General features: G+C 53.4%; 13 protein-coding genes, 1 pseudogene and 1 riboswitch. Of the genes and pseudogenes, 4 read left to right on the forward strand and 10 right to left on the reverse strand.

What is annotated here, in order from left to right; translation table 11 throughout:
* Window positions 1-7: 7 nt before the first annotated feature.
* The 4 genes from ABWV33_RS13945 to ABWV33_RS13960 all read right to left on the reverse strand — a co-directional run bounded on the left by ABWV33_RS13945 (window position 8) and on the right by ABWV33_RS13960 (window position 4,666).
* Window positions 8-1,456, reverse strand: a complete 1,449-nt coding sequence (locus tag ABWV33_RS13945) for a TrkH family potassium uptake protein (RefSeq protein ID WP_113823455.1) — start codon at window positions 1,454-1,456, stop codon at window positions 8-10.
* A gap of 53 nt (window positions 1,457-1,509) precedes the next feature.
* Window positions 1,510-2,181 carry a hypothetical protein gene (locus tag ABWV33_RS13950; RefSeq protein WP_353331577.1) on the reverse strand — a complete coding sequence of 224 codons (672 nt, stop codon included), beginning with the start codon at window positions 2,179-2,181 and terminating at the stop codon, window positions 1,510-1,512.
* 314 nt (window positions 2,182-2,495) lie between these two features.
* Window positions 2,496-3,599 carry a GTP cyclohydrolase FolE2 gene (folE2, locus tag ABWV33_RS13955; protein WP_353331579.1) on the reverse strand — a complete coding sequence of 368 codons (1,104 nt, stop codon included), beginning with the start codon at window positions 3,597-3,599 and terminating at the stop codon, window positions 2,496-2,498.
* Window positions 3,600-3,814: 215 nt separating this feature from the next.
* Window positions 3,815-4,666, reverse strand: coding sequence for a LysR substrate-binding domain-containing protein (locus tag ABWV33_RS13960; RefSeq protein WP_353331581.1), 852 nt, complete (start codon window positions 4,664-4,666; stop codon window positions 3,815-3,817).
* A 101-nt stretch (window positions 4,667-4,767) separates the two neighbouring features.
* Here ABWV33_RS13960 and ABWV33_RS13965 point away from each other — a divergent pair, with 101 nt between their 5' ends.
* Both ABWV33_RS13965 and ABWV33_RS13970 read left to right on the forward strand, forming a co-directional pair.
* Window positions 4,768-5,553, forward strand: coding sequence for a HalD/BesD family halogenase (locus ABWV33_RS13965; RefSeq protein ID WP_353331583.1), 786 nt, complete (start codon window positions 4,768-4,770; stop codon window positions 5,551-5,553).
* Window positions 5,550-6,800, forward strand: coding sequence for a M24 family metallopeptidase (locus ABWV33_RS13970; protein WP_353331585.1), 1,251 nt, complete (start codon window positions 5,550-5,552; stop codon window positions 6,798-6,800). The genes ABWV33_RS13965 and ABWV33_RS13970 overlap by 4 nt, the downstream gene beginning before the upstream one ends.
* Before the next feature lie 53 nt (window positions 6,801-6,853).
* Here ABWV33_RS13970 and metZ read toward each other — a convergent pair whose 3' ends face one another.
* Window positions 6,854-8,044, reverse strand: coding sequence for an O-succinylhomoserine sulfhydrylase (metZ, locus tag ABWV33_RS13975; RefSeq protein ID WP_353331587.1), 1,191 nt, complete (start codon window positions 8,042-8,044; stop codon window positions 6,854-6,856).
* 67 nt (window positions 8,045-8,111) lie between these two features.
* Window positions 8,112-8,189, reverse strand: a riboswitch (SAM riboswitch).
* Between the two features lie 392 nt (window positions 8,190-8,581).
* The gene (locus tag ABWV33_RS13980; protein ID WP_353331589.1) at window positions 8,582-8,962 is read right to left on the reverse strand and encodes a hypothetical protein; all 381 of its coding nucleotides are present in this window, start codon (window positions 8,960-8,962) and stop codon (window positions 8,582-8,584) included.
* Between ABWV33_RS13980 and ABWV33_RS13985 the strand changes: the two genes are divergently transcribed.
* Entirely contained in the window at window positions 8,931-9,878 is a 948-nt protein-coding gene (locus ABWV33_RS13985) for a DMT family transporter (RefSeq protein WP_353331591.1), read from the forward strand. The two genes, ABWV33_RS13980 and ABWV33_RS13985, sit on opposite strands and share 32 nt — an antisense overlap.
* A gap of 172 nt (window positions 9,879-10,050) precedes the next feature.
* On the opposite strand, the gene ABWV33_RS13990 is transcribed toward ABWV33_RS13985, so the two are convergent.
* The 4 genes from ABWV33_RS13990 to ABWV33_RS14005 form a co-directional block, all read right to left on the reverse strand.
* Complete coding sequence (locus ABWV33_RS13990; RefSeq protein ID WP_353331593.1) at window positions 10,051-10,467, reverse strand: hypothetical protein; 417 nt, start codon at window positions 10,465-10,467, stop codon at window positions 10,051-10,053.
* Between the two features lie 130 nt (window positions 10,468-10,597).
* The gene (locus ABWV33_RS13995; protein ID WP_353331595.1) at window positions 10,598-10,927 is read right to left on the reverse strand and encodes an MATE family efflux transporter; all 330 of its coding nucleotides are present in this window, start codon (window positions 10,925-10,927) and stop codon (window positions 10,598-10,600) included.
* Window positions 10,897-11,487: an MFS transporter gene (locus ABWV33_RS14000; RefSeq protein ID WP_353331597.1), complete on the reverse strand. Its 591-nt coding sequence runs from the start codon at window positions 11,485-11,487 to the stop codon at window positions 10,897-10,899. Before ABWV33_RS14000 ends, ABWV33_RS13995 begins: the two co-directional genes overlap by 31 nt.
* Before the next feature lie 87 nt (window positions 11,488-11,574).
* On the reverse strand, window positions 11,575-11,904 hold the full coding sequence (locus ABWV33_RS14005; protein ID WP_353331599.1) for a DUF1330 domain-containing protein: 330 nt from the start codon (window positions 11,902-11,904) through the stop codon (window positions 11,575-11,577).
* A 238-nt stretch (window positions 11,905-12,142) separates the two neighbouring features.
* Between ABWV33_RS14005 and soxR the strand changes: the two are divergent.
* Window positions 12,143-12,493 (forward strand): annotated as a pseudogene (gene soxR / locus ABWV33_RS14010) (redox-sensitive transcriptional activator SoxR); the annotation flags it as partial.
* Window positions 12,494-12,514: the final 21 nt, after the last annotated feature.

Raw genomic sequence — 12,514 nt, forward strand, 5'->3', positions numbered from 1 at the left:
TTACTCCTCAAGCTCTCCAGAATTGTACGGTCAGGATGGCATAGACAGCCATCAGCTCTAGTCGGCCAATCAGCATGGCAACGGTCAGCATCCATTTCGCGGTATCATTTAAACCTGCGAAATTTCCAGCCGGCCCAATTTCACTGCCCAACCCCGGCCCCACGTTGGCAACAGCAGTTGCCGCGCCTGAAACCGACGTGATCATATCCAAGCCGGTTAATGCCAATCCCACAGCCACAACACCGATAGTGACGATGAAGAAGACAAAGAATGACATGACCGAACTCAGCACCTCGTTGTCAACACGTCGTCCCTGAAACCGTGGAACAAACACGCCATTGGGCGAGCGGATACGCTGGATTTGCACCCAGACCGATGAAAACAGCAATTGATACCGAAAGATTTTGATCGAACAGGCCGTTGATCCCGCGCAACCGCCGATAAGACCAATGAAAAAGAACAACATCACCAAAAAGCCGCCCCATTGCATATAGTCGACGCTGGCGTAGCCCGTGCCCGAGGTGATCGAAACGATGTTAAACAAAGCCTCTCGTAAGGCCTGCTCCCAATCGTGAGGAAAAACATTGGTTAGGATCGCAACAGTCAGGGCCACAAGCGCCGCAATTACCATCAGGAACACATGGATCTGGCTGTCTTTAAACAAAGGTTGCGATTGCCCATTGATCAACTGAACATACCGCACAAACGGCAAAGCCGCGAGGATCATGAAGAAAGAGGCCGCATATTCAGCAGGTCCAGAAAAAGTCCCGAACGACGCATCATAGTTGGAAAACCCACCCGTCGCGATTGTGGTCATGGCATGGACTATCGCATCAAAGGGCAGCATCCCCATACCCAGATAGGTCATGCCGCACGCCACAGTCAGCCCAAGATAGATCATCGAAATCTGGCCTGAAATCGCCTGCGCTCGTGGTAGGATTTTCCCGAATGTATCAAACCCCTCCGAGCGAAAGATCTGCATCCCACCGACCCGCAATTCAGGCAGGAACACCATAGCGACAACAATAATACCAATGCCACCAAGCCATTGCAGCAATCCACGCCACAACAACAGACCGCGCGGCAGGTTATCCAACCCCGAGATCACCGTAGACCCGGTTGTGGTCAGGCCCGACATGGCTTCAAACATTGCATCCACGAAACGGAGCTCAGTCTCGCCCAGCATAAAAGGGATTGCGCCAAACATAGGCAGCGCAACCCACACACCAGTTGTGAGCAAAAAGGTCTGTTGAATGGTCAGCCCTTCGCGAACACCATTGGCACAGCTAAGCGCGATAAGCCCGCCGGTCAGCACCGTAACTACGGCACTTTCCAAGAATACATGCCATTCACCGCGCCCTTCAATCAGGTCGGCAAACAAAGGCAGCAACATGGTTCCGCCAAGAATGGCGACCAATAGGCCAATCACATATCCAACAGGGCGAAAATCCAACATGGTTCGCAGCGTTGGCGTGGTCGGGCAGAAGTGTCAAGCCGTCCTGCGACGCCTTAGCTTTTCGTGGGCGAATTGCCTTTGACTGGGCGGCCTCGATTTGCTGTAGCACGGGCGCGGCGCGGGGCTGGTTTGGTACGTTTCGCAGCAGCTTGTGCCGGTTTGGTCGGGGCCGGCTTTGTCGACACCACAGCAGGTTTTGCAGTTTCGGCCTTAGCCGGAGCAACCGGGGATTCTGACCGCGTTGGTGCCGCCGCTGGCTTAACCGGTTGTTTGGCTGGCGCCGCAACAGCAGGTGCTGGCTGACTGACCGCACGAGTTGCCTGGGCGGTCTTAGTCCCTTTTGGCGCTGTGGTATGCACCGGCTTTTTGGTTTCAGCTGTTTTGCGTGTACCAACAGGCGCTGCGGCAACAGCAGACTTTACCGGGACAGGCTTTGTTTCAACAGCTTTTGTAGTCGCAGGCTTGGCAGCAACTGCTTTACGCGGCGCCTTTGTCACAGACTTAGACGCCCGAGCTTTCGAAGCAGGTTTTTCAGTAGTCTTGACCGGAATTGCCTCAGCAGCAACTGGCGCAGCATAGGCGCGCCAAGCTTGGGTCGAGTAAATCGGAGATTGCAATGCGGTCTCTGTCACGATTTGCATTATCTTTAGGTGTGACGACATCGCGTAACCAGCAAAGCGAAAGGCTGCGGCCTGCATTTCAAACGGATTAGAGAGTGCGGTCATCGGGGAAGCTCCTAGAAAAACTGAATTCGTGAAAACGCGGTCAGGGGAACCTTATACAGCCCGCCAAGGCAGGATCTTGTGGCTGGTTGTTCAATATGGGTGCGCATTGCACTCCCCTTCCGTTCCATCCTGTTGTCATGGTTTGAACAACACGATTCTTACGTCACGAGATATGCTACAAGATCAAACTTGCAAGTGCAGCATAATTTTGCTGCGGTGCAGCGTCACACATTCGGATGAGTACTAAACGAACAAAACACATAGCGCCTGCCAAAACATAAGGCAGCCGATGCGGTCTAACTCTGTGATTGATCTTAACCGACGTGGAACAAGGTGTTGAACAATTTAGGATCAAGACTCTGCGCCGCAAAGGTTGGACCTTCGGTTAGGATGCTCACCGCATCATGGCTATGCAGGCTTTCCTGGTGACTTGCCACAACCCGAAAATCACCGATATGATGATCCGCCAACAGTGCCTCGCAAAACAGACGAGCTGCGTCTTCGACAAAAATTGGATTCGCCGCATTTAATTCGGCAAAAGCCTGTTCGTCTTCCCGTTTCACCATCACTTGTGTTTCCGTCGGCACAGCTTGACGACACAGATCAATCAAGTCCTCGAACCACAAACAATCTGTGTTGCAATCCACCTCGACCGATATGCGCGCCACAGAACGTTGCGAATGTGGTGTGGCCAACTGTCCTCGTGTAACACGCGCATGTTCGCTCAGCTCCAATGAACACGGACAGGTTGACGAATAGACATAATCGAGGTGCATAACCTTTTGACGCACACCATTGGTTTCCACCAATTCCAACGCGATATCATAATACTGATACCCCGACAGACCCGAACGCAGGCTATCGACGCGCGCGGGATAGCTAAACCGCATCTGGATCCGGGCATCAAAACTATCCAGATCCGTAATGTAATCATCCAGTGCTGCTTCGATCACTTCAAAACTAAAGGTCCGTTCAGCGTGTTTATAGAACGACCGCATGATCCGGGACATGTTGATGCCCTTCTTCTCGGCCTCAAGACTGACCGTACCCGTAACGGATGTTTCGAGCGTGAGGTCCGCGCCTTCTTTGCTATGAAAGCGGATCGGCAGTCTAAAATTCGAAATCCCGACATGTTGGATCTGCTGCTTCGCCCCACGGATTAGACTGGACGGGCCATTCTGCAAATCAGGCAGCGTGGCTTTGTAAGCCTCATCAACAGCAAAATTTTCGGGGTATTCCCGCGACAACGAAGGATAGTTCACTGGCAGCAACCCGGGAACCAATCGCGCCACTGCTGGATCCAATTGCGTGATTTCTGCTTCGCTAGCCGTTTTGGCCCAGGCCCGCAGCGTTTCCAACGCGGCGGCTGCCTCGTCACGATCAGGTGTCTCGTTCACGTCACGGGTGTGAAAGTTCATCAACGCGTTTCCTTCGAGTGGTCACCCTTTATATAAGGGCGGACAAGACGGCTGCCAATCCAATCGTCTGCTTGCAAGTAACACTCAACCTCGAACCGTAAGGTCGGGAATTCGTCATAATTCATCAAAAAACGTCAAATTGGGTTTATGTATCAGGTTATTGCGACCAAATGGCAGCAAACCGCCGCTTACAACTAACGTAGCGAAAGCGCCCTTTATACGCCTTCTAAGAGGGTATTTTGCAAGGCGATCAACCGCCGAGACCGCGCTTGATGATGGGCCGAGATCATCACATAAGGACGCGGCATTGGCAAAAAGGCATCTGAGCAACGCACCACTTGGCCTGTACTTATAGCCGCCCAGATCACCTGTTCAGGCAACAGTGCAACACCTACTCCGGCCTTCACCAGCGCCAAGGCTGACGGCACCGAGGGCGCTGAAATTTCCGCCACTGATGCCATTGCTCTCCCAGTAAGCGCACTCCAGTGCCGCCATCCGGGCACCGAGGTGATCGCTTGCCCCCAGTCGATAGCAATCCGTCGGGTTTGGCAGGGATCACACCTAACCGCCGCGACGGCGACCAGCTGATCCTGAAACATCGGCTGTGTCCGGTAATCTGGCAGCTCTCCACCATAGCTAAGGCGCAGGTCTATGCCCTGTTGTTCCAGATCCTTATCTTCGGCTTCGATCCTAAGCGTTATGGGGACATCTGGATGCTGTACATCAAACCGCGCAATCCGGTCGGGCAACCATAATTCCGCCAATGCCGGGGGTGCACTGATCACCAATGGACGCCGACTGGCGCTTTCCGTCAAGGCGTCAGTAAAGCGCGCGATTTCTCCAAGAGCAGCGGCGGCATTTTGGTAGTAATCGCGCCCCGCGTCGGTCAGGCGAACCTGATTAGCTCGTCGTGTAAACAGCTGGCGCCCCAACCAAGATTCCAAATTCTTGACCTGCAAACTGACAGCGGCAGGTGTCACAGACAACTCTTCCCCAGCGGCGGCAAAACTGCCGGTTCGTGCGGCACATTCAAAGGCGCGCAAAGCATTTAGCGGAGGGAGTTTCATTAGCACCCTTAGTTAATCTAATGCTGACCAAGATATTTTATAGTGGTTGTTTCGACAAGTGCCACGCACACTGGTCCGTAAAACAGCCCAAAGGGACACCCATGCACGATATACTGGATCTTGATCGCTTCCCCCTGCATCGCCCGAACAGCCCAGAATGGCGCACTTTGGTGAAACAGTGCCGTGCCGACCTACGGGCCGAAGGAATGTTTAATCTTGATGGGTTAATGCGCCCAGCCATCGCGGCACAAGCTGTAAAGGAAATGGAGAACCCGTTTCAATCAGACGCATTTTTGCACGAACGGATGCACAACATTTACTTCAAGCCAGTGGAGGATTTGCCGCCAGACCACGCTGCTTTGACCACATTCCAAACGTCGAACAAAACACTCTGTGCGGACCAGATTCCTGGGTCAGTTTTGTTGCGTCTCTATGAATGGCCCGAGTTCGCTCAATTTCTCGCGGCAACTATGGAGATGCCACAGCTCCATGTAATGGCCGACCCGTTGGCCCGAGTAAATGTTATGTCCTATCAAAAAGGACAAGCCTTGAACTGGCACTTTGATCGGTCTGAATTTACCACCACACTGCTGTTGCAAGCCCCGGACCACGGTGGTGGGTTTGAATACAGAACGGACCTACGCAGCGATACGGATCCCAACTATGACGGTGTCGCGAAACTGTTGCGCGGTGAGGATCCGACCTCCAATATCATTACCCTCACCCCCGGCACCTTAAACGTTTTCAAAGGTAAAAACACCGCCCACCGCGTAACGCCAGTGCAAGGCGATACAAATCGGGTGATCGCCGTGTTTTCTTTTTTCGAACAACCAGATGTACAGTTTTCTGAAAGCGAACGTCTGGGCTTTTATGGGCGCGCGTCATGACTGATAGCGCCCCCTTCAAAGACGACCGAAAACTCGCATATCTCAACGCAGAAGGCGCCAATCGCCCCCTAAAAAGCCCGTTGCCACAAACGGTTCTGGATCGCGCCCGCGCTTATCGTCTGTCTCGATTGCGCGAGGTGATGGACCAACACGAGGTTGCGGGTCTATTGCTCTATGACCCGGTCAACATTCGGTATGCCTTTGACAGTTCGAACATGAGTGTTTGGACCAGCCATAACCCCATTCGCTACGCAATGTTGCTGAACGGAGGCCCCGGAATCATGTTCGAATTCAAGGGGTGCGAACACCTGAACGATGGTCTGCCCGGGATTGATGAGCGGCGCAATTCGATTGGGTGGATGTTTATGGCCGCAGGCGATCGGGCCGGTGAACGCCTGAATCTTTGGGCTGACGAAATCGCCGCGGAACTGCGCACCCACGGCGGTGGAAACATGCGCCTCGCAGTGGACCGATTGGAGCCCGAAGGCGTGGCTACTTTGAACGCACGCGGAATTAAAATCATCGAAGGCGGTCAGATAACCGAAATTGCGCGTTCCATAAAATCAGTCGACGAAATCGAACTGATGCGCTGGACCATTCGGGTTTGCGAGGCTGGGATGGCCCGCATATATCAACATTCTGTTCCCGGCGTTACAGAGCGCGAACTCTGGGCGCACCTGCATTTTGAAAACGCCCGGTCTGGTGGGGAGTGGTTGGAAACCAAATTGCTGACCTGCGGGCCGAACACCAACCCATGGTATCGCGAATGTTCAGATCGGGAATGTCAGCCCGGCGAGATGATCTCTTTTGATACTGATATGATTGGTCCCTACGGGTACTGCGCAGATCTAAGCCGATCATGGACTTGTGGTGGTGCCCCTATGACGAGCCAGCAAACCCGGCTGTATTCTGCCGCTCGGGCTCAGATTGATCACAATCTTGCCCTGCTCCAACCAGGGCTCAGCTTTGCAGAATTCAATGCCAAAAGCTGGCAAATTCCCGAAGCCTATCAACCCTTCCGTTATTCATTGGCCGCACATGGGGTTGGAATGGCAGATGAATGGCCCGTTGTGTCCCTGCACCCGGATTTTGAGGGTAACCATGGTGGTCGGTTCGAAGTCGGTCAGGTGATTTGTGTGGAAAGTCTGATCGCAGAACGCGGATCAGAAAGTATAAAGCTAGAAACGCAGGTGCTGATCACCGAAGACGGACCCGAGCGTTTGGACACATTTCCTTGGGAGTTTTAACAACACCTTAAAGTTAAAGTTCGGACGCAACTAAGCATCCGAACTATCTGTAATCAAACAGACAATGCTACATCTAAAGCTTGTTGAAAGTCAGCGATCAGATCATCTGTATCTTCGATTCCTAACGATACACGCACCAAGCCGGGGGTAATGCCCAGCTCACTGCGCTGATCTTCGCTGAGGCGTTGATGCGTAGTCGTGGCCGGGTGCGTCACAATCGTTTTCGCATCACCCAAGTTGTTGGAGATTTTGCCGATTTGCAGCGCGTTCAAAAACGCAAAAGCCGCTGGTTGCCCCCCCTTTAGGTCCAGTGAAATGACAGTTCCACCTTTGCCCATTTGTTCCAGACACAAATCGTACTGGGCGTGGCTTGGATGACCGGGATAGATCGCGCGTACAAGTGCCGCGTGTTCGCGAACTGCGCTGACAACGGACAGCGCATTTTCGGCCTGCGCATTGACCCGCAGCCCCATCGTTTCCAACCCCTTCAGCATGACCCACGCCGTGAACGGGCTCATCGAGCCGCCGGTGTGTTTCATGTAGGGTTCAACAGTTTTGCGGATATATTCGCGCGACCCTAGGATCACCCCGCCCAGGGTGCGCCCCTGCCCGTCGATGTGCTTGGTCGCAGAATAAATCACCACATCTACGCCCAGCTCAACCGCTTTGGAAAAATGCGGCGTCGCAAAAACGTTGTCCACCAGAACCAATGCCCCAGCTTCATGGGCGATCTCACAAACAGATTTGACGTCGATCACTTCCAGTGTTGGGTTTGAGACAGACTCAAAGAAAACCGCCTTGGTGTCAGGGCGCATTGCCGCGCGCCATGCGTCCAGATCAGTGCCATCTACAAAGGTTACTTCGACCCCGAACCGGCCCAGAACATCCTCCAGCACATACAGGCAAGAGCCAAACAGCGCCTTGGCCGACACCACGTGGTCTCCGGCTTTGAGCATAGAGGTCAACGCGCCGGAAACCGCAGCCATGCCTGATGCCGTCGCAAAAGCATCCTCGGTCCCTTCGAGGCTTGCAATGCGGTCTTCGAACATTTTGACAGTAGGGTTGCCGTAGCGCGCATAGATGAATTCATCATCGCCCGAGTTGATAAAACGAGCTTCGGCAGCCTCTGCGCTGTCGTACACAAAACCTTGCGTTAGAAAAATAGCCTCGGAAACCTCACCATATTGGCTGCGGCGGGTCCCGCCGTGAACGGCACGGGTTCGCTTGTTCCAGGTCTCGCTCATCTTTTTCTTCCTTTCCTACGCCCTGTGTTGGCGCAAATAAAAAACCCCAGACGCGGTCAAGCGAAAGGGGTCTTTCATCCTGACCTTTTAGCGGGAATGTTTAACGTGGCCCGCAATCCGGTAACAAATCACCACGAGAGAATGTTTTTCTTATTAAATCCAGGCGCTTAAAGAACATGTTCGTTCTCAAAGTCCTATATTCACCTTAGACATTCACCTTTATATTTTTGCGTTTCCGATAGTTCCCGTTTGACGCTAAGCCCCGAAGGCATATCAATCCAACTAGGGTATACCGGGGATCTCTTATCAAACGAACACTTTCAGATGGTCGCAACGCGTATAACGCTCAGATCACCATGAAACGCAAGGGATAAGTTTCCCGCCAAGCCAGAGAGTTTCTGAGGTGAACTACAGCGAAAGTTTGGATACAGACCCGCGAAAAAGAACGACAAAACACGGTCGAATAGAGCTTCGGCGCAGCTTACCACATACTCTTACGACGGTGATTGATAAATACATTCAATAACATAGAGACTCCTACGGCTTTTCAAAATCAACTGTTTTGGTCACCTCGTTGGCCGGAAACGCTCGCTGAAACCAAAGCATATCTGGTCTAACAGGATCAGGCAGGATCCTGCCGAAAACCATCGTGATTTTGCCTTCTCTAATTTGGCGATTGATAGCAAACTTCGCGGCTGTGATCTCTGTCAGATGAAAGCCGTCGACGTTATGGCATCTGGCCAGATCAAGGACCGGGCGTCGGTGCTTCAAAACAAACCTCAAAAACCCGTACGGTTCGAAACGGGCAAAATCGCAGTGCTCTTGTTCTCTGGGTGGAGACACATTGAGGGTGGACGCGTGTTTCGTGATATACTTATGTGAAGTCATGACAAACACCGCTTCTACCACTTCATCCACGGATCAGGTCCTTACCGGTGTCGCTCTGATGCTGGGGTTTTGCCTGACTGCTCCCTTGCTTGATGTAGCTGCCAAACTCGCGTCAGACAGCATACCAGTCGGACAGATTACGGCCGCACGCTTTTTTGTACAGTGCGCTTTGATGGCACCGTTTGCCTGGATCATGGGGCTGTCGTTGCGCGTAGCGCGTGAGCAATGGTTGGCGTTGGTGTTGCGCGCAGTGTTTTTGTTTGTGGCGACGTTTTGTTTCATCGCCGCGATCCGCGTGATGCCCCTTGCAGACGCGCTGGCAATTGTATTCGTGGCCCCGTTCATTGTGTTGCTGGTGGGCAAATTCTATCTGGGCGAAGATGTCGGCCCGCGTCGCGTCGGAGCGGCGATTGTGGGATTTGTCGGTGTCTTGTTTGTCATTCAACCCAGCTTTGCCGCGTTTGGCACCTTGGCACTATTTCCGCTTGGGACCGCAGTCGCGTTCGCACTCTATATCCTTGTGACCCGCGGACTATCGCGCAAAATGCATCCGGTGAACTTGCAATTATACACGGGCCTGATCGCCAGTCTGTTTTGCATTCCCGTGATGATATTGGCCCAAGGTTCCGGGTCTGAGCTGCTTGATCCGGTTTGGCCAGTGGGCGTTGTGTGGCTGTGGCTCTTCGGAGTTGGTTTTTTTGCCACGCTGAGCCATATGATGATGACCTATGCGCTATCGCTGGCGCCTTCGGCCACGCTGGCTCCATTACAGTATTTGGAGTTACCAGTAGCGACGCTATTCGGGTATCTTGTCTTCCGCGATTTCCCGAACACACTAAGCCTGACAGGCATCGCCATCATTATCGGCGCGGGCCTGTACATGATACACCGTGAAAGGGTCACTTCTAGAAAGTCGATCACTGAGCGCGCAGCCCCACCGATCTGAGGCAGATTTCACTCACGGCTAGGAATTCGACAATGATCTCTGATCAAAGAACCAACTTCTTCGGCTTGGATTCCGGGGGGTTGCAGGGGGGCTGACCACCAAAAATCCGTTCCATTATGGCTTCATCAAGGGCCGACACCCACCGGGTCGACATCATCTCAATCTCTCCGATTTAACCAAGCGCCACGCTGAGCAGGACAACATTGATCTGCAAGGGTTTCATGTGATCGAGCGTCACAACAAGGATGGTTCTGTCCCCACCACGAGCCTTCGTCAACAACGTTTTCGGCACGTCATGGTCAGGGTAAATCGATTCCCCGACAAACAGATAGATTTTGCCAGGTCGCGAGGCATATCGATAGCAGACGTTCTTGTCTGTATGCTCAGCGGTGTGCATCGTTTCCAGCTCATCGAGGCGGCTGAGTGTACCGGTCAAGTCATCGTTCGGTCCAATGGCGTGCCGTCGGCAAAGAACGATTGCATATTCCCACTGCCCCGCCAACGGCACACCAAAGGCCTTTCGACTGTTGCCCAATCCATCCGTGATTTCATGGTTGTGATTGACATACGGGTTGTCAATCCGGCTCATCGCTTGGATTTCCTTAGGCCCTGCCGGGGGGCTTGGCGACATAGATCATCTCGCGTCGGGCTTGTGTTCAAGGATGTGGGCACGGGACTGAAAGGCCCCGAAACTGGTTTCCTGAGGTTTCTATCAGAGGTCATGAACCAGCTGATTCATGGTGTTTTGCTTTTAGGTCCGCCACCAGTTTGCGACTGGCGACAACCGCCAAAGCCGCGGCAAAACCAAATAGACAGAACAACCAGATGGCAGAGTTTGCAATATGGGCCAGGTTGCTCGTGTCATTGATACCGGTCAGGTTGCCGACCAGCCCGGCAAGCGCAGTGCCAAACGCCACCGCATACATTTGTGCGGTCGACAGCGCTGACGCCGCCAGATCCCGTTCACCGACATCCGTCAGTTGCAAAATGAACGTGTTGAGATGTGGCCAAACGATCCCTATGCCCGCCCCCAAGAACGATAGGGGCAAACGAAATCGCCAGCGTCAGGAGGTCGCCCGAGCTGGCAAACATTGGGGTCGCGCCGCCTAACAATACACAGGAGACCATCATCACCACCGGCCCAGCCAAACAGCATGGTTATACCCCAGGTCCCCGATAACAACGCCATCGCGCGTGACCAAAGCCGCTCCGGATAGACCACGATAATCATCGAGTAGCACAAGGTGAACAACATGCCCCCGCCAGCCCCCTGCATAATCCGGCCAAGGATCAAGACCGGCATGGTCATCGCCGTCGCAGCGACCAGGCTGCCTAGTGCGAAGATCAAACCGGACAATCCGAGCCCCAACCGCATGCCCGTGCGCCTAAGCAAATTGCCCGTCGACGCCGCGCTCAGTATCGCCGCCAACGTTGCCAACGTCGCGTTCCAAGCATAGAGATTCTGCCAGCCGATTTCGGCAACGATTGATGGCAACATCGTTGCTGATAGGGTGATGTTGACCGCATGCAGAGCTATCCCTGCAGCCAGAACGGCCGAAGCTGGAGCAAGCGGTCCCAACAAGATCGCGCGCCAGCCGGCTTCGGTCATCTATTCAAATTATGCTGTCACGACGAACTCCGCTGTGATGAGGGATCAATGATCTTGATTGTAAGCATGGTCGGGATTGGGCACCGCCTATTCCTCGGGATCGAAGGCTTCGACGGCAAAAGTGAAATTCGGAAGGATCACATCGGTGCGCAGGTGTTTGACAGCCTGATACTCGTCCGAGTACCGAAATCCCTGCAGTGCCTCCATTGGCGGGACCCCGAACAGCGCGAAGCGAGGATCATCTTTCCACTTGCCCTCGAAGTGATCCATGATTTGCGCAGTCTCGCCAACAACGATTGACGAGCCGCCCCTTTTTTCCAAAACCGGGTGCACCGCCATTCCATAGGGATCAAGCGAGCCATGAACTTCGGGCATGAAGGAGCTGGCCACAAGAAACACAGGTTTCGGATTCGACATGAGATTTCTCCTTTGGTTTGCCCGTGTCGTCTGGGTGTTGATTCAAGCCTTCCCTAGTATTGCTACCTCCTCAACTTAAGTTCAGGTCAAGCGGCGAAACGAAAGGCAGTTCATGATGCAACGAAAAGGTGGACTGACAGTGGGAGAAGCAGCAGATTGAAGCGGCACTGCCGTCTCTGCTATACAATTCTATGAGCGCAAAGGGCTGTTTGCGTCTGTATGAAACGATGCCAATCACAGGTGGTATTCACCCACAGTCCTTCGCAAGATCGCAGTCATTCAAGTGGCACAGCGGGCCGGGATTCCACTGCGCGAGGTTTCCGCCGCCATGAATTTTCTTCCTCCAGGGGAGACAGTAACAGTCAAGAATTGGGAAAAACTCTCGACCCAATGGACAAATAAACTGGACGATCGCATCGCACGACTGCAGCGGCTACGGGATGGGATAGCGGGGTGTGTCGGATGTGGCTGCCTGTCGATTGACGTGTGCAAATTGGTGAACCCCGACGACGAAATCGGTGCCAATGGACCAGGGCCACGATACTTAGAGGAAGACGCGCCCTTGATTGAGGAAATCGTTTCTGTTTGACGTCAGCGCTTTGGGACCAAA

It is taken from the genome of Phaeobacter sp. NW0010-22, from assembly GCF_040365955.1.
Lineage (GTDB): Bacteria > Pseudomonadota > Alphaproteobacteria > Rhodobacterales > Rhodobacteraceae > OMPR01.

What these genes read in the sequence shown, in the direction of transcription:
- ABWV33_RS13945 (WP_113823455.1), bottom strand. Translation starts at nt 1,456, where the DNA reads ATGTTGGATTTTCGCCCTGTTGGATATGTGATTGGCCTATTGGTCGCC.
- ABWV33_RS13950 (WP_353331577.1), bottom strand. Translation starts at nt 2,181, where the DNA reads ATGACCGCACTCTCTAATCCGTTTGAAATGCAGGCCGCAGCCTTTCGC.
- folE2 (WP_353331579.1), bottom strand. Translation starts at nt 3,599, where the DNA reads ATGAACTTTCACACCCGTGACGTGAACGAGACACCTGATCGTGACGAG.
- ABWV33_RS13960 (WP_353331581.1), bottom strand. Translation starts at nt 4,666, where the DNA reads ATGAAACTCCCTCCGCTAAATGCTTTGCGCGCCTTTGAATGTGCCGCA.
- ABWV33_RS13965 (WP_353331583.1), top strand. Translation starts at nt 4,768, where the DNA reads ATGCACGATATACTGGATCTTGATCGCTTCCCCCTGCATCGCCCGAAC.
- ABWV33_RS13970 (WP_353331585.1), top strand. Translation starts at nt 5,550, where the DNA reads ATGACTGATAGCGCCCCCTTCAAAGACGACCGAAAACTCGCATATCTC.
- metZ (WP_353331587.1), bottom strand. Translation starts at nt 8,044, where the DNA reads ATGAGCGAGACCTGGAACAAGCGAACCCGTGCCGTTCACGGCGGGACC.
- ABWV33_RS13985 (WP_353331591.1), top strand. Translation starts at nt 8,931, where the DNA reads ATGACAAACACCGCTTCTACCACTTCATCCACGGATCAGGTCCTTACC.
- ABWV33_RS13990 (WP_353331593.1), bottom strand. Translation starts at nt 10,467, where the DNA reads ATGAGCCGGATTGACAACCCGTATGTCAATCACAACCATGAAATCACG.
- ABWV33_RS14000 (WP_353331597.1), bottom strand. Translation starts at nt 11,487, where the DNA reads ATGACCGAAGCCGGCTGGCGCGCGATCTTGTTGGGACCGCTTGCTCCA.
- ABWV33_RS14005 (WP_353331599.1), bottom strand. Translation starts at nt 11,904, where the DNA reads ATGTCGAATCCGAAACCTGTGTTTCTTGTGGCCAGCTCCTTCATGCCC.